Origin of the sequence: Butyrivibrio sp. WCD2001, from assembly GCF_000424485.1 — a bacterium.
In the GTDB taxonomy this organism is placed as follows: Bacteria; Bacillota; Clostridia; order Lachnospirales; family Lachnospiraceae; genus Butyrivibrio.
Genome location: NZ_AUJZ01000005.1, coordinates 121,621 through 143,117 on the forward strand (window position 1 = coordinate 121,621; position 21,497 = coordinate 143,117).

General features: G+C 42.9%; 13 protein-coding genes. All 13 read left to right on the forward strand.

The genetic code is table 11. The annotated features are described in order from the left end of the window. Positions 1-32: 32 nt before the first annotated feature. On the forward strand, positions 33-1,160 hold the full coding sequence (locus G630_RS0105470; protein WP_049946108.1) for a substrate-binding domain-containing protein: 1,128 nt from the start codon (positions 33-35) through the stop codon (positions 1,158-1,160). A 26-nt stretch (positions 1,161-1,186) separates the two neighbouring features. Continuing rightward, the gene (locus G630_RS20850) at positions 1,187-2,707 is read left to right on the forward strand and encodes a sugar ABC transporter ATP-binding protein (protein WP_044958774.1); all 1,521 of its coding nucleotides are present in this window, start codon (positions 1,187-1,189) and stop codon (positions 2,705-2,707) included. Beyond that, positions 2,704-3,729: an ABC transporter permease gene (locus G630_RS0105480; RefSeq protein WP_026498000.1), complete on the forward strand. Its 1,026-nt coding sequence runs from the start codon at positions 2,704-2,706 to the stop codon at positions 3,727-3,729. Before G630_RS20850 ends, G630_RS0105480 begins: the two co-directional genes overlap by 4 nt. Positions 3,730-3,904: 175 nt before the next feature. Next, positions 3,905-7,477, forward strand: a complete 3,573-nt coding sequence (locus tag G630_RS23400) for an ATP-binding protein (RefSeq protein ID WP_049946109.1) — start codon at positions 3,905-3,907, stop codon at positions 7,475-7,477. Positions 7,478-7,598: 121 nt separating this feature from the next. Next, on the forward strand, positions 7,599-8,486 hold the full coding sequence (locus tag G630_RS20860) for a metallophosphoesterase family protein (protein WP_044958776.1): 888 nt from the start codon (positions 7,599-7,601) through the stop codon (positions 8,484-8,486). Positions 8,487-8,827: 341 nt separating this feature from the next. Next, the gene (locus tag G630_RS0105495) at positions 8,828-10,591 is read left to right on the forward strand and encodes a leucine-rich repeat protein (RefSeq protein WP_026498001.1); all 1,764 of its coding nucleotides are present in this window, start codon (positions 8,828-8,830) and stop codon (positions 10,589-10,591) included. Between the two features lie 223 nt (positions 10,592-10,814). Then, complete coding sequence (locus tag G630_RS0105500; RefSeq protein WP_026498002.1) at positions 10,815-11,333, forward strand: hypothetical protein; 519 nt, start codon at positions 10,815-10,817, stop codon at positions 11,331-11,333. 442 nt (positions 11,334-11,775) lie between these two features. Beyond that, the gene (locus G630_RS0105505) at positions 11,776-13,617 is read left to right on the forward strand and encodes a YARHG domain-containing protein (RefSeq protein ID WP_026498003.1); all 1,842 of its coding nucleotides are present in this window, start codon (positions 11,776-11,778) and stop codon (positions 13,615-13,617) included. Between the two features lie 483 nt (positions 13,618-14,100). Beyond that, positions 14,101-16,194 (forward strand): hypothetical protein, encoded by a 2,094-nt coding sequence (locus G630_RS0105510; protein ID WP_026498004.1) that lies wholly within the window; start codon positions 14,101-14,103, stop codon positions 16,192-16,194. Positions 16,195-16,371: 177 nt separating this feature from the next. Continuing rightward, positions 16,372-17,082 (forward strand): purine-nucleoside phosphorylase, encoded by a 711-nt coding sequence (deoD, locus tag G630_RS0105515; RefSeq protein WP_026498005.1) that lies wholly within the window; start codon positions 16,372-16,374, stop codon positions 17,080-17,082. Positions 17,083-17,098: 16 nt separating this feature from the next. Continuing rightward, the gene (locus tag G630_RS0105520; protein ID WP_022762096.1) at positions 17,099-18,226 is read left to right on the forward strand and encodes a BMP family lipoprotein; all 1,128 of its coding nucleotides are present in this window, start codon (positions 17,099-17,101) and stop codon (positions 18,224-18,226) included. Positions 18,227-18,237: 11 nt separating this feature from the next. After that, positions 18,238-19,827, forward strand: coding sequence for a Y-family DNA polymerase (locus G630_RS0105525; RefSeq protein ID WP_022762095.1), 1,590 nt, complete (start codon positions 18,238-18,240; stop codon positions 19,825-19,827). Between the two features lie 90 nt (positions 19,828-19,917). Further along, on the forward strand, positions 19,918-21,489 hold the full coding sequence (locus G630_RS20865; RefSeq protein WP_049946110.1) for a KAP family P-loop NTPase fold protein: 1,572 nt from the start codon (positions 19,918-19,920) through the stop codon (positions 21,487-21,489). Positions 21,490-21,497 lie beyond the last annotated feature (8 nt).

Genomic DNA, 21,497 nt, shown 5'->3' on the forward strand with positions numbered 1-21,497 from the left:
TAATTTTTTTCACTTTAGGGAGGATTATCAAAATGAAAAAGAAACTATTAGCAGGACTTCTTGCAGGCGTTATGGCATTATCACTTACAGCTTGCGGCGGCTCATCAGCAGACTCTACAACAGAATCAGCAGATACAGCACAGAGCACAGATGAGGCACAGAGCACAGAGGCAGCTGAAGGCGCATCTCACATCTACGTTCTTACAGCACCTGAGGATCACGGCTGGACAGGTTCCGTTGCAACATTTGCAAAGGAGAAGGTAGCAGAAGTAAACGGCGGCGGAAAGTACTCAGCAGAGGTTATTACCTGTGAGGACGCTGCTTACCAGATCACACAGATCGAGGACATCATCGCTAAGGGCGAGAAGGACATCACAGTAGTTGTTCAGCCTATCGATGACACAGTACAGTCAGCTATTCAGGAGCTTGTAGATGCAGGAATTCCTTATGTAGCATTCGACAGAATCATCGACGGCGTTGCATCAAGCGCAGTTTCAAACGTTAAGGGTGACAACGAAGGTATCGGCGCAGGTTCTGCAGCATACTTCGTATCACTTGGAATGAAGCCCGGTGAAAAGGTATATGTATACGAGGGAGACACTTCTTCAGTTACAACTCTTCGTGACCAGGGCTTCACAGAGTATCTTCTTGGCGAGATTGAATTTGACGGACAGAAGATCGCTGATGATGCAAAGTGGACACAGGATCAGATCGATGCAAACATCACATATTCAGGCGCTATGAACTGGAGCCGTTCCGATACCAAGGCAGCTTTCGAGACACTTATGGGCGACTCTTCAAACACAGATATCAAGTGGTTCTATGCTGAGGACGACGAACTTGCTATGGGTATCCTTGAGGCACTTAAGGGCGGCGGAATCGACGATGCAGCTAAGGAAGCTTTCCTTGGAAATCAGCCCGTTATCACAGGCTGCGGCGGTCTCGATGAGCTTTACGGCGTTCTTCGTGGTGAGGACTACACAGACATCACAGAGAAGCTTGGCGGCATCATGTCTGTAACATACAGCCCCAGCATGATCCAGACAGCAATCCAGGATATGGTTGATTCACTTGACGGCAAAGAGGTTACTCAGGACCACGTAATCGAGTGCCAGAACGTAACTTCTGACAACGTAGCTGACTTCGTAGGATTTAACTAAATCATAATGTAGGATAGGTAAAAATCATGGCACTTCTTGAAATGAAAGGTATACGAAAGTCCTTCAGTGGTGTGCCGGTATTAAAGGGCGTGGATCTTACAGTTGAGAAGGGTGAGATTCATGCCCTTCTCGGTGAGAATGGTGCTGGAAAATCCACACTCATGAATGTACTTACCGGAACAATACCGTGTGACGGCGGCAGCATCAAATTTGACGGACAGGACCTTAAGAATATCACAGTAAGAAAAAGTGAACAGCTTGGAATAGCCTTCGTTCACCAGGAACTTAATCTCTTTAACGATCTTCGGGTTTTTGAGAATGTTTTCATAAACAGAGAGATCACGGGAGCTTTTGGAAAACTGAATAAGAAAGAAATGATCAGACAGTCCGAGGAGCTCTTTGAGAGACTGGGAATAAAAATGGATCCGAAGGCTATGGTGTCCGACCTAAGGACAGGAGACAAGCAGCTTCTTGAGATCAGTAAGGCTCTTCTTACAGGGGCAAAGCTCCTCATACTTGATGAGCCCACCACCTCACTCAACAATGATGAGGTTGAGCACCTTTTCGGTATGGTAAAGGACCTGAAAAATAAAGGAATATCCTTCATCTTCATTTCACACAAGATGCCTGAGATTTTTGCCTACTGCGACTCTTATACTGTTTTCAGAAACGGAGAACTGATTGGAAGCGGTAAGATCGCGGACACTACTCCTCCGGAGGTGACAAAGCTTATGGTTGGTCACGCCGAGGAGGCAGGAAGCTACGAAAAGAGAAAGACCGGAGATACGGTTTTGAAGCTCGAAAACTTGTCGGGTAAGGGCTTTAAAAACATTTCTTTTGAGGTAAAAAAAGGGGAGATTATAGGGCTGACCGGACTTCAGGGGTGCGGCAGCAGTGAACTTTTACAGTGTCTTTTCGGAATAACAGCGCCAATAGAGGGAACTTTGGAGATAAATGGAAAGCCTGTAAAAAGCGGTAGTGTTCACAAAGCTATGAAAGCGGGAGTAGGACTTCTTCCCGCAAACAGAAAAGAAACATCGGTAATACCGGATATGAGCCTTGTGGAGAATATGTATCTTGCGGAGCAGACGCTGTCCGCAGGTAAATTCCACATAAACAGGAAGGCTGAAATGGAAAAATACGACCGCTATCAGAAGCAGCTTAACATCAAGGCAGAATCGGGGAATTCGCCTATTGTATCGCTGAGCGGCGGTAATCAGCAGAAGGTGTTCATAGCAAGATGGCTTAACACAGATGCTAATATCCTTTTGTTCGACAACCCGACTCAGGGTATAGACGTCGGCGCAAAGGAAGAGATATACAAGTTGATCCTGTCTCTTGCAAATGAGGGCAAAACAGTACTTGTAAACACGCTCGAAATACCTGAGCTTCAGAAGGTAGCGGACAAATGTCTGATTTTCTATGAGGGACAAATAGCAGGGACTCTGAGTCACGAGGAGATAGAAGAGCACACGGTGATGATGATGTCCACAGGACTTACGGAAACCGGAGCAAAGAAAAACGATAACGAGGTAACAGTGAAATGAACAACAAGTCAAAAACAAATATGATTGGAAAAATATGGCGAGGCTACAGCTTCATATTTGTATTTTTCATAATTTTTCTGGTTTATGCTCTGACCAGCAGCGGCTTTACCTGGAGTGCTACCATGAATATTTTCCGTCACTCCGCGGTTATCGGAATAGTGGCACTCGGCATGGGCCTTGTGTGCCTCACGGGAGAGATAGATCTGTCAGCCGGATCAACACTGGCTTTTGTCAGCGGTTTTTCAGTAGTCATTTTTAACATGACAAATGGCAACATCGCAGTAACGCTCATCTTTTCACTTGTAATGGGAGCGCTTCTCGGACTCATCAACGGAATACTGGTCGGCGTTGTGAAAATGCCATCCTTTATCGTAACTCTTGCAACCATGCTGATCTACAGATCCTTTGCACAGTATTTCTGCCAGCATATTTCAAAGAAGCTTATCGGCGGAGGAAGCTCAGTATACAAGATGACCTCCGGCCTTGCGGGCTACGATTCAATGTACGGCTTTGGTAACGGCAAGCTTGCAACACTTCCCATCGTGGGAATCGTGCTTATCCTTTTCACTGTTCTTTTCGTATACATCACAAACGATACAAAGTTTGGTAAAAAGATCTATGCCGTTGGTTCCAGTGAAAAGGGTGCGTTTATGAGCGGTATCAACGTAAGACTCATGAAAATGATGTCCTTCGTGATCATGGGAGTTATGATCGGTGCAGCAGCTTTCCTCTGGATCTGCATGAACGGTTCATCAGATCCCGCAACAACAGGTAACAGCTATGAGATGTATGCAATCGCAGCAGTAGTGCTCGGTGGCATCGCAATGTCAGGCGGCAAGGGCAAAATGATCGGTGTTCTTTTCGGATCACTTTCCTATACCGTAATTGACAAGATCATCATCGCTCTTAAGATGGATTCACTCATTAACAACGCAATCAAGGGAATAATCCTCATCCTGGTAATCCTTATCCAGGTTGCAGGCCCTCAGATCAAAGAGAAGTTCATGACATCTAAAGAATAAGATAACTAAGATGCGCGACAGAAGCCGCCATGAGTAGAAAGGCATAAATCACAGATCCAGCCAATTGGGTCTGTGATTTTTTATGTTTATTTAAGATTTTTGGATGAAATACCATAGTAAAATATATGCATAAAGGTTAAATTGTGCCTTTTTTTCTTATAGAGGAACCTGTGTTATGGGCATCGATATCATTGAAAACGTATGCACCCTGCTGGTCGTTATTTTCGGGACGTTGTATTCGCTTTTTAAATACGTCAAGACGCCGCTTCGTGGGTGGCTTTACATTTCCATCTTTTTCCTGACACATCTTCTCAGCGATTATTATTGGACTACATATACTCTGGTAATCGGTGAGGATCCTGATGTCTCGGCGCTGATGGCTTACTTCGGCTGGAATGTAGGCTATCTTGTTATGTTGCTCTTGGCGATTAAAATGCGCCCGGATTATGTAAAAGGGTTCTTCAATCTTCTGATGCTGCTTCCGATACCGCTGAATATCTGGCAGTTTTTCATATATATCCAGTATGGCGGAATCTTCAATAATATCTGGGAAGGGGCTCTGGCTACTGCTATCATGTGCATATGTTTGCAGGTAATTTTGCATTATTTCATGCACAGGGCAGAGAATGTAGCTTTCCCGTATGTTCATGTTGCTCTGGCTCTTTTCATACTCTTCGAATATGGCATGTGGACCTCTTCATGCTACGATTGGAGCTGGGCTCCGGTAGATCCCTATTATGTGTTCAGCTTCCTTGAGTGCGGGTCTTTGCTCCTTTTGGCGCCTGCCACTGACAAGGAATATGCCCAGAGAGGCTGTGTTAAACCCGAGAGAAGCGTTCAGGAAACCCGTTTTACAATTCTTCTTCAGGCGACAATCGCTGTAATTATTTTCTTCGGCGGCGTTGGCGGCTACTCTGCCGGTCTTATGATGAAAAATGCTCTGCCTAAAGGGGCATCGGATCCCGGAAACTATAAAAATATCGCAATTACTCTCTTTGTCATTTCAATTGTTCTTGTACTTTTCATAATGATGATAATCACGATGACAGCCATGCGCTATAAGGCCATAGAGCGCAATATGCCCGAAGATGCTGCTATAAAGCGCGGACGCTTCAACTTTGTGCTGACTATTGTGATCACGTTGTCGCTGATGATCATTTCCGTTATTTATACATCAAGGCTGTTTTACAAAGTGGCTGTTACGGGTGTAATAGAAAACGGGCAGAACAGGGTTTATTCAACCTCGGAAGAACTCGAGAATTATATAGGTGTTGCGAGGTCGATTCTATGGGTTACGGCGGATACGGTAGATATCATGCTGGAAACAGGCTCTTCACAGCAAAATGTCCTTGATTACATCACGGATCAGACAAAGAATCAGTCTGAGCAGTTTGATGAGAACTTCACCGGTCTCTACGCCTATGTGAACGGAGAGTATTTGGACGGCTCCGGATGGGTTCCGCCTGCGGATTACGACGTGGAAGTGCGTGACTGGTATAAGAATGCGGTGGATGCGAACGGCAACACCATCATTGTTAATCCCTATGTTGATATGCAGACGGGATCGCTGGTTATAACCATTTGTAAACTGATTGATAACAGAGATGAACACGGAAATTATGAAAAACGCGATGTCGTTGCACTGGATCTTGTCGTCAATCATGTTCAGAAGGTTACCGAGGATATCAATATCGGCGGCAAGGGCTTCGGGTTCGTTGTAAACAAAGACGGGATGATAATAGCCCACCCCAATCGCTCCTTAAACGGCAGCAATATAGAGGATATATACGGAACCGGACTCATAGAAACTATTACCGAAAACTGCAACAGCTCTGTGAAAGCAAGACTGGAGAACCGTGATTGTACTCTTTTCATAGATTCCGTCATAAATCAGTGGTATGTGGTGATTGCCATAAGTGATAACGAGCTCTTTGCTGAATCCAACGGACAGCTGGCAGTGAATATAGTTGTGTCACTGCTGATTTTCCTGCTGATTTCCTTCTTCTACTATCTGGGTTATAAAAATGAACAGCTGAATGCCAGAAAGATGGAGGATATGCGAAGCGCGGATATGCGCCATGAGTATGAGGCTCAGGTACTCAAGCAAAAAGAGACAGCTGCGAATGAGGCTAACAAGGCAAAGAGTCAGTTCCTGGCACAGATGTCTCATGAGATAAGAACGCCTATCAATGCAGTGCTTGGCATGAACGAGATGATCCTTCGCACCTCGAAGGATGAACAGACTCTTGAATATGCCAATAACATTGATTCTGCGGGGAACATCCTGCTTGCGCTTATCAATACCATCCTGGATTTTTCAAAGATCGAGGACGGTAAGATGGATATAATTCCTGTAAATTATGATACATCATCATTCATTCTTGATCTGATAAATTCCATCAAGAGAAGAGCGGAGACAAAGGGATTGGAGCTCATTCCGGAGATAGACGAGAGCATTCCCTGCACGCTTTTCGGTGATGACGTGCGCCTTAAGCAGGTTATAGTTAATCTTCTTACTAATGCCGTGAAGTATACTGAGACCGGATCTGTCTGGCTCACCATGAAAAATGTTATTATTGACGGTGACAAGTTGAAGCTCTACGTCTCCGTGCGGGATACCGGTATTGGTATCAAGCCTGAAGATATAGACAGACTCAGCCTTTCGTTCCAGAGATTTGATGAAAAGAAAAACCGAAACATCGAGGGAACGGGCCTTGGAATGTCCATCGTTACAAACCTTCTGAATCTCATGGGCAGTAGGATCTGCGTTGAAAGTACCTATGGCGAAGGCTCAAATTTCTATTTTGTTATTGAACAGGGAATTGTGGACAGAACGCCTATAGGCGATTTTGCAAAGAATCTGGAGAACAGGAAAAAAGAGCGCACGAACGAGGACCTGATAAGCGCGCCTGGCGCCCGGGTCCTTGTGGTGGACGACAATAACCTGAACCTCATGGTTGCCAAGAGCCTTCTGAAGCTGTGCAATATTTTTCCTGATGCAGTGGCTTCCGGAAGAGAGGCAATAAACCTCATGGGGAAGAAGTCTTATGACATTGTTTTCCTTGATCATATGATGCCGGGTATGGATGGAATCGAGACTTTGCATGAACTTGAGGAATGCAGCCTCATTCCTACCGGGACGAAGATGATAGTCCTAACTGCCAATGCGGTTGTGGGAGCTAAGGAAAACTATTTGAGGGAGGGCTTTGATGATTATCTGTCCAAGCCCATAGAGCTCAAAAATCTTGTGGAGCAGCTTAAAAAGTATCTTCCGAAAACCGCATATGAACATGTGCGCGAAACCGAAGCTGTAACGGTGAATACTGAAAAAAACAAGCAGCCCGAGAAGCCTGAATATAAGCCGATAGTATTCGATGATGATGCACCTGTCTATGATATAGAAAGACTGAAGGAGGCAGGTATGGACACCGAGACAGGCCTTGCCTATTGTGCAGGTGATCCCGACACCTTCTTTGAAGTGCTCTCTGTTTTCACAAGTGATTATGAATCGAAGAGCAGCAATTTCAAGTCTTATTATGAGAGTGAAAACTGGCATGATTATGACATTCTGATCCATGCACTTAAGGGTAATCTTCGTGCAATCGGAATGCAGGAGCTTGCAGAGAAGGCCTTTGCTCTGGAAAAAGCGGCCAAGCAAGGTGATGCCGATTACATCAAGGCTAATCACGAGGCTATGATGGAGGAGTATCGCAAAATTAATGAAGTTATCTGTGAAGCTGCGCTGTGATATTGTCGTATGATTTTTCGCACCCTTCGGAAATTCTCCGGAGGGTGTTTCTATGTCTTGACCTCGCCCTTGGGGCAAACTTTATAATTCTTTTCAGATGATAAAGTCAGGAGGAAATGGTATGAAGATAGCGGTAATGGCTGATATTCACAGCAATCATATAGCACTTGAAAAGTGTGTCAGGCAGGCACAAAGGCTTGGAGCAGATGAGTTCCTTTTTCTTGGAGATTACGTCGGAGATCTCGCCTATCCTCAGAAAACACTTAAGTACCTTGAAAAGCTTCGCTCTGAAGTTCCCTGCACATTTATCAGGGGGAATAAGGAGGATTACTGGATAGATTACCGACAGGCAGATCATGACGAGTGGGAGTGGAAGCCGGGGACCTCAAACACAGGAATGCTCAGGTACGGCTTTGACAGGATCACGGACAGTCAGATAGATGAGTTTGAAAAGATGCCGATTTCCATGGTGATAGAGCGTGAGGGGATGCCGCCTTTTACCATATGCCACGGCTCACCCTTCAGTGCCACAGAGAGCATGAGGGAAGGCAACGATTATATTGATGAACTTACGGAAAAGCTTGAGAACGAGCTTACAATCTGCGCCCATTTTCATATTCAGATGCAGTATGTAAGAAACGGAAAGCGCGTAATAAATCCCGGCTCCGTAGGCCTGTCCTTCAGGTGCGGCGGAAAGGCCCAGTTCATGATGCTTCACGGAAATGACGGAAGATGGGAGCCTGAGTTCATATCCCTCCCCTATGAGGTGGAAGAGGTCATAAGAGAGATGGACGAGGAAAAATTGTGGAAGCACGCACCCGCCTGGTATCAGGTCACAAGATCCATAATCCTCGGTGGCGATGTCTCTCAGGGCAAGATCCTGAAGAAGGCTTTCGAACTTTGCGAAAAGGCAGAAGGCTTTGCCCAGTGGGGGAAGATTCCGGAGAAATACTGGGACATGGCGCTTGATTCCTACAGTATTCCGATAGCTGAACCGGTGATGGATTGATATTTCAGATATTAGATGAAGAATTCTGATTCAAAAGATAAAAATTCGCATAAGTCAAGTACGAAATATGAACTGACTTATTCATAATTCGTAGGCAAACCCTCAAGGATTTCGTGTATAATACTATTGGCGCTTTCTTTTCTGCAAATCTGGACAGCGTCATGGGTATGGGAAACGATTTTCTTTGAGGGATACAAAATATGAAACTGGAGACTGGACTACGAAGGCAGAGTAATAGTCAAATACGGTTTCGCATCTACTTAGTATATGACACATCCTAAGTTTACTTGGGGTGTGTTTTTTGTGTTCATACTTTATGCTTTGGGAAGGGAGAAATTTTAATGAAGACAAAGAGAATATTTAAAAACATTATGCCTTTAATTATGGCTGTGGCACTTTTTATTTCGGCGCTGCCGGTGTCGGGGATCAAGGCGAAGGCGGCTGAAGATTTCACCCCTGTTGTATCGGTGAAAGAAAAAAAGATAACTCTTCAAATTAATCAGCCTGTTGAAGGTAATAAAATGGGTGATGTCGGAATCGTAAAATATACGCATTATTTGGATGCCAAAAATACGATTACTTTTCAGGAAAGCTGGATTGAGCAAGGGTCGTCACTCTATTTTGGAAATAATGATACTTTTAAAGGAGGGCATTATTATCACTATGAAGTTGTAGTATATGCGCCTAAAGAAGACCTGAGCGATTTTACAATCGATAGTGAGCATAATAAAGACCGCGTAGTATGGCAGGCCGGAACAGTAAATAGTACTTACAAAGGGGCACATACAATTATTTTTGAAGGGTATGTTAAGGCGAGTTTTAATCCTCCTTATGACATGGGAGAATACACGCTTGATCTGTCAAAAGGAAATGTAAAGATGGATAATTTGTCTGGACAAATTATTTACGATACTCTTTACGCATTAAGAAATATGGATAATAGAATAAGCAGAGATAATGCGTATGTTGAAGCTGGTGAACCTCTGCAAGGCTATGATTTGGATCAGGACGGCTCCTGTGACATGTATTATGACTGGGATTCTAGTGGGAATTACATATTTAGCCCTTATGTCGATAATTCTGTAAAAGACCAGATTACACTTCGTCTAAATTATAAGACAATGGACGACTTGAATGAGAGCAAAACTCGCTTTTACAGCGCACTTACCATAAAGCTTCCTGAGCCTTCTGGCAAATCGAGATTTAATCAAGGTTCACCCACTATAGATTTATCAAAGGGACCTTATTTTACAAGTAATGTGAAAAATATTGGCTATTTCTATGCTTTTTATAAAGCGTGCATTTATGAGGGAAGTATTAAAGAAAATGAAAAATCGCCTACCGAAGCAGATATTGATCTGGACAAAGACGGAACATGGGATATAAACATTAATTTGACATTAACTGCATCCCTTGATTTTGTTGATATGACTATAACAGCACTGCCTACAAGTAGCATCAAGACAAAGATTACCAAGAGTCTTAGCGAGTCTATTAAAAAGACATTAGATATGGGAAAACGGTCATATTATGGAGAAGCTACATTTGTTTTCCCTGATGAAAAGCCATCCACACCACCGGAAGAAAGTAAGAAAGAAGAGACAGGAAAAGTAGAAAAGGAAGAAAAAGCGGTAAAGGTAGAAGAACCCGCATCTGCCCATACTGTAGGCGAAGCCATAGAGAACGGCGGAGCTTCCTACACAATCTCATCAGTAGATGAAGGGAAAGAAGCGGTTACATATGCTAAGCCTGAGTCCAATAAGGTTGCAAGCGCTACAATTCCGGACACTATAACCATCGATAACAAGGAATATAAGGTCACTGAGATTGCAGCAAATGCATTCAAAAACAATAAGAAGCTTAAGAAGATAACTATCGGTAAGAACATAAATAAGATCGGAGCAAATGCTTTCTTTGGTTGCAAGAATCTTAAGAACATAAAGTTCAAGACAGTTCTTCTTACCAAGAAGACAGTTGGCAAGAATGCTTTCAAGGGCGTAAATGCCAAGGCAAAAGCAAAAGTTCCGAAGAAGGTACTTAAAGCTTACAAGAAATTCCTTCCGGGCAAAGGCTTAAACGGCAAGGGACAGAAGATCACGAAGTAAATGGCAGGCTAAATACAAAATAGCTAAGAAATCAGTAAGCTTACTGTGCGAAAGATAGCAAAGAGAATAGCAAGCTGATGAAGTGAATAAAAAGATAAAAAATACGGGGGAGTCCATATATAGATTCCTCCGTATTTTCAAAAGAAGGTTTATATAGAATCGATTCCACTTTTTTTATATGATTAAATATAGTTGCATGGGACTTGTTATGAGGGGAGCCATAATGAAATTTATGAAATTATTTGTCGCAGTTTCTGTAACTTTACTTATGCTTTTTTCGCTTATAGGATGCGGGAGCAAGAAAACCATCTCTCATGATGAAATGCTGAAATTGCAGAAAGAAAGCTACACCGTGGTGCTGGATAGCGAAGAAGATCTGGAATTAACGAACTTTGTCTTTTCTGCCGGTGGTGGGATGGCTGCTGTGCCGAATAGCTACAAGATTCAAGTGGTAAAGCTGGCTGACGGATATTACTTCTCGAATGATTGGGAGAAATATTACAAGGCGAGTGATGCTGAGGTCAAGCTTTTCCTAAATATTCTGGATAAGTACAATATCTATAAGATCAAAGAAATTAAGAGTGATGACTTCGTACTGGATGGCATGGATTTCTATTTGGAATACTGGCTGTCAGACGGAACCAGGGTCACCGACAGCGGACAATTCGACAATATTCCTTATGGGTATCCTTTCCTGGAAGAACTTGATGATCTTGTAGATATGGGATTTAAGGTGAAGTGATAGGTTACGGAAGTCTTGTTTATTATCTTGGAATCAGCAGAAAATCGGAAATTACCTACTTATGGCGGTAGTGAAGAATAAGAAATGTATTATGATTAATAAGGGAAACAACAAAAGAAGTAGTGTTGCTTGAATTTATTGTAAGGAAAAATGAGCAATACAATAAATGGAGCAGCTATGGATATATTTGTTGTAAGGGAAAGGGCACCTGTACAACAAATCCGTAAAGAATAGTTAGATTTGTTGTTGCGACTATTTTTGTAAACAACAAACCGGCTGATAGCAGCTCAATTTATTGTATAGAGAATTCTAAGGTGCAACAAACCGGCTGATACCAACACAATTTATTGTTCAGAGAATTCTTAGGTACAACAAATCCAGAAATGATAAGAAGAGTTGTTGCACTATGAAAATATACTAATACTGCTCACATGGAGGGAATATGAAAAATCATTATATAAAGGCATTTTCATTAACACTTGCGGCAGTGATTGCGTTGAATATGACTGCTTGCGGAAAAGCGGGTGACGACAAGACTTCAAACACGCAGGATGAGAATAGCAGCGTAGCAGAAACAGCTCAAGAAGACAGTGCTGTTTCCGAAGGCAAGGATGACGCAGATAAAGATAATGCAGATGCACAAGCTGATGCGGATTCCCAAAGCGAAGATGTCGCAGACGCTCAGAACGAAGCTGATACAAATTCCCAAGAGGAGACCAATGCAGAATCCGAGAATAACAGCGATGATTCATTGTCCACACTTGATTCTGCTAAAAACGATGCCGGAACAGATGCGATTTCTATAGCAGCTTACGAAGAAGTTTACGCGCCTGTTCTCGATGCCTATCGTGACATTCTGAAAAACGGCTACGACTACGAAGGTCCGCTTTCCGACTATATTGCGATGGGAATGTTGGAAGACGTGAATTATGTTGAAAAAGATATCATGAATGATACCGTCGGTTATCTGATAAAAGACCTCAGCGGTGATGGCGTGCCGGAGCTTGTGGTTGGAAGAAACAGACAAAAAGATTTTATAGGACCCGGGAATGAAGGAATTGTCTATTGCTGCTATACCTGCAAGGATAATAAGCCTGTTTTAGTCTTTGATGGCTTTAATCGAAGCTGCTATTACTGGGCAGGCGACGGAAAGTTCAGCTATCTGGGTTCAGGCGGCATTATGTACCAGTACTTTGGGTTATGCCATCTAAGCGATGATGGCACCAAGGAAGTATGGGAGGATTTCTATTTTTCAGAAGATAATCATGACGGAACCGCCTCCTATTACCATAATACATTAGGAACGGATGATGTGGAAAAATCAGAAAAACTGGACATCACCGATATGGATTTTTCAAATGAGGAAGACAGTTTGGTAAAGGAAGAGCTTCCGCTTACACTTTTCAAAGATAGCGGTGATGGCGTGGAGGCAGATAGTGGGGAGCCCACGAAGGTATTTAAGAACAATATGTCAGCGGCCGAGCTTAGGGTAATTGAGAAAAAGCTGAACAGTATCGGTTACTATGGTTTCCTGCTAAGGTCTTTCACGGATCCTCACTACATTGACTGGAATGAAGTGTTCTATACAGGTGCCGGATTTGATCAGCACGGAGCTACGAAGGAGGTCAGGGATGCATTTTTGAAGGCAACCGGTGATGATGAGATATACACTGATCTCACGGTTGTTTCCGGTAAGGACGTCAGGGATTATGTGAAGAAGACCACCGGCTTTGACTACGATGAAATGGTAAACGACCTCGACTGGGTTTATCTTGAGAAATATGATCTTTTCATTTCTGAGCATGGCGATACCAATATGGCCTTTGTCACAGTTAACGAAGGAATGTTGGAGGATGGCGAGTATACTATTATTTACACCAACTATGAAGGCAAGGAGTACGGTGTAACTTTCACCGAGGAAAATGGCACATATTGTTTTAAATCCAATCTTCCTGACTATATTGCAAAGAATCCGTCATACGAGCCGGATATTGATCAGAGTACGATCACAGAGGGACAGCTTATTCCCGACAGCGACCAGAGATACTTAACCGAGGATGACTTAAAGGGCTTCAGTGAGGAAGAACTCAGAATTGCACGAAATGAGATTTACGCCCGCTGGGGAAGAAAGTTCAAAGATAAGAAGCTTCAGGAATACTTTGAGACAATGGAATGGTATTTCCCTATGACCGAGCCGGACGATTTTGATGAGAGCCTTTTGAACGTATATGAAAAGGAAAATCTGGACTTTATCAGTAAGTATGAGAAGAAGATGAAGAAGTAAGTTCGATTTCTTTTTCTATGGAATGAAAGATTTGTGTGAAAGCACAGATGAGTAGATCGGTGGGAATCTGTGGAATAGAAGAATTGTGCTAAAACGCAGATTCCTGTCTACAATAGTTGTTGATACAAGAGGTGTCTTGGCATGGCTAAGTATAGGCACCGCCAAGATATTAGGAGAATCACTTATATCTTGGTACGGGAAAACCATTTCATTACCAATATAAAGTTGAAACAAGAAAAATCTTGGTACATGAAAGTTGTTTCATTACCAAGATAAAGGCGAAACGTGAAAAATCTTGGTATAGGAAAACATTTTTTTTACCAAGATATAGTTAAAACAAGAAAAATCTTGGTACAGGAGGAAGATTTTGTTACCAAGATAAAGTCAAAACAAGAAATATCTTGGTTCATGAGAACTATTTCATTGCCAAGATAAGGTTGAAACATGATATATCTTGGCACAACATGATATGAGGGAGATAGCATGAAAAAGAAATCTTTGTTGTCACTACTATCGATAACAATAGTCACTTTATCACTTGCTGCAACAGCATGCGGAAATAGTAATAATCCCGGTTCAGATAGCAATAGCAACGGTGGAGAAGTAGATTCCGCGCAGGCTGAGCAAGGTGACGTGGCAAATGAAGAAAATACGAACGGGGCTCAAAAGGACAATACCAACGAAGCAAATAAGGACAAGGCCAGCGAAGATGTGGACAGCACCGGCAAAGCCGGCGATGGCCAAGGTGACGACATCGAAGAAACAGGCACCGGAACAAACGATACAGAAAAGAACGACATCGATGAATCCACATCCTCCGATGAAGACGAGCCGGATTCAGACGGCCTGAAGGCACCTGTAGTGTCGCAGAGCGAAATTGCAGAGATGACAGACACCTTCACTGCTAAGGTTGCCAAGGCAGCAGGCGTGTCGCCGGAAAAGGCATCCAAGTATTATCTTGTGGACGATTTCGATACCGATGGAAAAATCGAGGGCTTCTTTTATGTTGGTGATGGAGTCATGGATGAACTTGGTGCTTGTGAAGGAACCATCTGGTTTGTAAACGAGAACGAATGCAGACAGATTCATGATGAATTTGGCTTTGCAGCTGATAATGAAAATGTCTTTGGAATTATCGAAGGTGCGGATAAGCGATTTATTGCATTCAGCGATGTCTATGTGACAAGCAGGGTGACGAATCTCTACTATGTTGACGGGGATAAATTAAACGAGTCATCTGTTTCAAGAATGGGTTATGCAGAAGTGGATCAAAGCACAGGCGATCTGATAATAACCATCGATGCCTATGACAATTACTGCGACTATGAGAAAGGGTCAGACAAACCCATGTGGACAGGGCACACCTGGAAGCCGTATTACTATTATTACTCAAGAAGTGAAGGCGATTTCACCGAATACGAAGCAAGGTTTATAGATGAGGATATCTTGGATGAAAAGTACGGAATCAATGCGGAAAAAGAACTGAAGAGTCAGGGATATACACTGGATAGCATAATCGAAAGAGACAATGGCATAGTAAACATAAATTACTCAAAGACAACAGAGAATGAAGACGGTTCTAAATCAATTGAGTACAGAAACGCCACCTATGATTCCAGAACAAGCAAATACGACAATCCCTGGGACAATGAGAAGGCAGGATTTTTTGAATCGGATTACGGCGGAACCTTTAGCTGTTTCTTAGGCACTGCAGATAGCATAAAAGCCTACGCCGATTTTCTGGAAAATTACATGCAGCATCCGGTTATATCTACTATGTATGAAGAAGGTTTTGGGGAGGAAGACAGACCTGTAGACGCTAGCGATGTGGTTTTCGAACTCATCTATGTAAACGATGATGATATTCCGGACCTTGTGCTTGCAAATGGGGACTGTCCCTGGAATCCTGTGCACCTTTTCACAGTTGAAGAAGGAGAAGTGAAGCAGGTCGGAGAGTACTCAATGTACGGACTGATGTATTACTCACCAAAAACGGGAGAGATACTTCCAAATTATTATATACCGGCAGGAAATGCGGAAATAAACATATTTGGAAGTGACAAGACGAAACCTTATGACTTAGATAAGGATGCAACAAGGTTCCTGAAGTCTCCCGATATTCAGGGCATGAGGCTGAATGATGTCAAGGATTTTGAGCGCACTTTGGCACATATGAAAAGCGCTGCCCCTACAGGTTTAACACCGGTTGGAGCACCGATAATTGACGACTCCTATTTAAAAGAAGGCGAAGTTACTTTTGAAGGAAAACATGCCGCAGCTATTCCCGGAATTTGGTATCTCTACTACGATGACGGAATTGCACCGACCTGGATGGAATTCGATACGGTGGGAACATTCACTGCCCATGATGCGGATGGCTTTGTGGAGGCTACAGGCTACGTCGAATTCAGGGATAAGGATCCCATCTTAGAAGACGGCGAGATTTACAGACTCTTTTATTCCGACGGCACATTTTACAAGGACTTTGAATTTGCACCGGTTGATGATTTCGGATACATGATGGATTACGCTGGACAGCTTTATTACAAAGACCCCGATAACTGGCCCAAGGGATAAACACAATTATAAACATATATGGATTACCTTAAGGAGATTCTGAAGGGTATATGATTTCAAGGGACTTTTGCCTGTTTGGGGCATGAGTCCCTTTTCATATTTTATACTTGTTTAAGATTATCCTGGGACGAAATATAGTAAAATGAAAGGAGATTTACTAATGAGGAGGCAGTAACTATGGCAACACCGCATATAGGCGCAGAACCAGGTGATTTCGCGAAGACAGTTCTAATGTCGGGAGACCCGCTCAGGGCAAAATTCGTGGCGGAGAATTATCTTACGGATGTAAAGTGTGTAAATGAGATCAGAGGGATGCTTGGCTACACAGGAAAATATGAAGGCAAGGAAGTGTCCGTGATGGGGCATGGAATGGGAATCCCTTCAATTTGTATTTATACCTATGAACTCTACAATTTCTTTGATGTTGATAACATCATAAGAATCGGCACTGCGGGAGCACTGCAGGATAACATAAGAGCCCGAGATCTGATATTTGCGGTGGGAGCTCATTACGATTCCTCTTACGGACAACAATATGGACTGGTGGGGTGCTTTTGCCCTACAGCTTCCTACAGCATCTTAGAGAGAGCCGTGAACAAAGCTAGAGAAAGAGGCGTAAGATATCATGTAGGAAATGTCTTTTCGACTGACATTTTCTACTCGGACACTCTGGACAGGTATGCGCGCTACAGAGATTTTGGCACACTTGCGACTGAAATGGAGACCTCCGGTCTTTACATGAATGCCGCTGATGCCGGGAAAAATGCGCTCTCTATCCTTTCCGTCTCGGATCATCTTTTCAGAAAGGATAATATAACTCCGGAGGAGAGGCAGACAACTCTCACGGATATGATTGAAATCGCACTTCAGACTGCTGTAGAACTATGAAAATAGGAGGCACAAGATGAAAAAAATTATAGCAATGTTACTTACTCTGTCACTTTTAATCAGCGTGACTGCCTGCGGCGCATCTTCGAAGAGCAAGGGCGGCGATAGCGGAGATTACAAGATAGCGATGATTACTACCTCCGGTGATGTCACGGACATGTCCTTTAACCAGACGACCTATGAGGCATCAAAAGAGTTTGCGGAGGAAAGAGGTGTGGATTTCCAGTACTACAAACCCACCGAGGACACTGATGATGCCAGAATTGCTGCTATTGATAATGCGGTAGCTGATGGCTTTAATGTAATAGTAGTGCCCGGGTATCTGTTTGCAGAAGTCCTTGCAAACTGGGCCGGCAGTAACGAAGATGTTCATGTTATCGTGGTTGACTGCAGTCAGGGCGATTTCGAAAGCGCAGGAGTCTACGAGCTTCCTCAGAACACCTGCTCTCTGACATATAACGAAGGGCTCGCGGGATATATGGCGGGCTATGCTGTAGTTAAGGAAGGATACAAAAAGCTTGGATTTCTCGGTGGAATGGCAGTTCCTGCGGTTATCAGATTCGGTTACGGTTTCATCCAGGGCGCCGACGATGCGGCAAAGGAACTTGGAAATACCTCGGAAGTTGAAGTAAACTATGTATACGGAGGGCAGTTCTTCGGCGATGAGTCGATTACCGCAGTTATGGATACCTGGTACCAGAATGGCACAGAGATAGTATTTTCTTGCGGCGGCGGAATTTTCACATCAGCAGGAGAAGCTGCAAAGAAGGCAGGCGGCAAGATCATAGGTGTTGATGTCGATCAGTCTGTATCTCTGGACGGTCTTTACGGAGACGGAATCTGTGTGACTTCTGCCATGAAGGGAATTGCTCCGTCAATAAAGGCAGCGCTTACAGATCTGTTCGACGGAAACTGGGACAACTACGCAGGCAAAATTATGAGTCTGGGAATTGTTTCGGGCGATGACCCTGAAGCGAATTATGTACAGCTTCCGATGGATACCTGGTCCATGAAAAACTTTACCATTGATGACTACAAGGCACTTGTTTCATCAATGTATGAGGGAAATGTTAATATTTCAAATGACATCGCAGCGATGCCGACTACTGAAATAAAAATTAAGGTATTTGACAATATACACTGATACTTAAGTCTATGTCTCAAAACGAAAAACAAAAAGCATATATTGCCATAGATTTGAAGTCCTTTTATGCCTCTGTCGAATGCCATGATATTGGCAGGAATCCGCTGACTACAAATCTCGTAGTTGCGGACAGAAGCAGAACTTCAAAAACAATTTGTCTGGCTGTTTCTCCCGCTCTCAAAAAATATGGGATCCCCGGGAGGGCCAGACTTTTTGAGGTTGAGCAGAAGGTTAAGGAGATAAATGCGAAGAGGCTGATGAACGCTCCGGGAAGAACTTTTACCGGAGAATCTGATGATGACAACGCGCTTTCTTCAAATCCATCTCTTAAGCTGGATTTCATTGCCGCCGTGCCGAGGATGGCAAGATACATGGAGATAAGCACTGAGATCTATAAAATCTACCTGAAGTATATTTCCCCCGAGGATATACATGTCTACTCGATTGACGAGGTTTTCATAGATGCCACGGGCTACCTTGGGACTTATAACAGAACTCCGAAGGAGCTGGCAATGGACATGATAAAGGATGTTCAGGAGGCCACCGGAATTACGGCAACTGCGGGAATTGGTACAAATCTCTACCTTGCAAAGGTTGCGATGGATATCGTGGCTAAGCATGTTGAACCCGATGAAAACGGAGTCAGAATTGCAGGGCTCGATGAGATGAGCTATAGGGAAAAACTGTGGAATCATACTCCTCTCACGGACTTTTGGAGAGTCGGAAGAGGCTACGTGAAAAAGCTCTCCGAGGTCGGGCTTTATACGATGGGAGATATCGCAAGATGCAGTCTCGGAAAGGATATGGAATTCCATAACGAAGAGCTTCTTTACAAGCTTTTCGGAATTAACGCTGAGCTCCTCATTGATCATGCGTGGGGATACGAACCCTGTACGATGGAGATGATAAAGGCTTATAAGCCCGAGAACAGCAGCCTAAGTCAGGGTCAGGTTCTTCATTGTCCCTATGATTTTGATAAGGCTAGGATAATTGTAAGGGAGATGGCAGATGCCCTTGCCATGCAGCTTTTGGAGGAGAAAAAGGTCACCGACCAGATAGTTCTGACCATAGGCTATGACATGGAAAGTCTTAAGCTTCCCGGAATAGCTAAGAAATACAAGGGGAAAATCAAGAAGGACTATTATGGAAGAGAGGTTCCGGAGCATGCGCACGGAAGTTGTAACCTTGACGAATTCACGGCCCTCTCCGGACATATCATAGATGCAGCATTAAAGATTTATGATGAAAAAGTGGCTCCCGAACTTTTGATAAGAAGAGTGACAATCGTCGCATCGCATGTACTTGATGAAACCGCTTCACAAAAGATGGCAGAGGAATCTTACGAACAGCTTTCACTTTTTGATGTTATGAATCCGCAAAAAGCTGATGCCCGGCAGCAGGGCAGAGACGGTGAAAATGAGCAGACTAAGTCCGACGAAAAGCAGCTTGCCAAGTCCGATGAGAAGCAGCTTGCCCTTCAGAAGGCAACTCTTGAGATTCAGAAGAAATTCGGGAAAAACGCCATAGTAAAAGGCACTTCGCTTCAGGAAGGTGCCACCGGATTGGAGAGAGGAAAGCAAATCGGCGGGCATAAGGCATGAAGGTATGTAAGATTGCTATTCAGATGTGTTTAAGATTATCTAAGTTGTGAGACAGAAACAATAATTGTTGATTTTTCAAGGAGCTAGACGATGAAAAAAAGTAATATTGGTTTTACTGATGTGGCATCTGTAGAGGATTTGTTTGATATTGGCCAATATACTAAAGGGCTTACCGAGTTTATATCCGCATGCCGTACGCCAATGACAATTTCTATACAGGGGGCATGGGGGACAGGGAAAACTACAGTGATGAATATTGTTAGGGATTCCTTAAAACAGTGCGATGATATACAAATGATTTGGTTTAACACCTGGCAATTTTCTCAGTTCCATATGGATGATGAGCTGGCGTTGTCATTTTTGGAGTATTTATGCTCAGAGCTCGAGTTGTCTGAATCTGATAAAGATGAGATATCACGACTTACACAAGGTTTTAGGAAAGTTACATCTGCATCAAAGGAAATATTACTGTCTATAGTGGACTCTCAGCTTGGGGGAAGAATTGCGGATAATTTGGAACGGGGACTTAGCGGCGGTGAGAAGAACTTTAATCCGATAGAAGCAATGCGCAATATGCGTGAACGTTTCGAAAGTTATATACAGGAAACGCTGATAAAGAGAGAAAAAAGTCGGATTGTGATTTTTATTGATGATTTAGATCGGCTTGAACCTCGTAGAGCAGTAGAACTTCTTGAGGTTTTGAAATTATTTTTGGATTGTCCAAATTGCGTTTTTATTCTGGCTATTGATTATGATGTCGTTGTTAGTGGAGTGGAAGCTAAGTATGGATTTGATGATGAAGATAAAGGAAAAAACTTTTTTGATAAAATAATACAGGTACCATTTAGACTCCCTGTAGCAAATTATAATATAACTCGTTACGTGAAAAACTGTTTGGAGGAGATAGGAATACAAAGTGATGATAATGAGCTATCAAATTGTGAAAATTTGATTGAATGTTCTATTGGTGCAAATCCAAGGGCAATAAAGCGACTGTTTAATGCATATCTGCTTCTTCGGTACATAACACCAAAATCACTTTGGGATAATACAGCTACACGGAATCTTCTTTTTGCAACACTATGCCTGCAGTATGCTGATGAGAATTTGTATAATATTATTATAAGACAAATATCAGGATTGGAGATGAACGATATACGAGCGCTGGCAACTGAGGAAATAGTACCAGATGTTTTTTCTGAGTTTATTGATGAAGAGGAATTAAAACAATGGAGACCATTCTTTCAAGTATTTGTTTCATTGATAGACGGAAGTGCAGGTAATGATGAAGAGCGAATAAAATTATTACATGAGACTACAGCACTTTCTACAGTTACTGCATCAGGAGAAAAGGATTCCAAAATGCAAGGTGAGAAAGTGCTTGATCATAACATGGAAAAAGTAAAAGTTTTAGGTGCTACTGATGTAAAATATAAGATATGTGTATTAGGAACGAATTTTAATATTGGACTTGGACAGTATGTGAAAGTGGAATACAACGGAAAAATTTATAATGCTAAAATGCACAATTCTATAAAAGGAAGAGTAGATAGGCTTGGAGCTTTGTTTAGTGATAATGATTTACATGAAGGTGATCGCATACATGTGTTTTACGATTATGCCGAAGGTCATTTGTTGTTTGAAAAAATAACTGAGGAATAAGGGGGAAA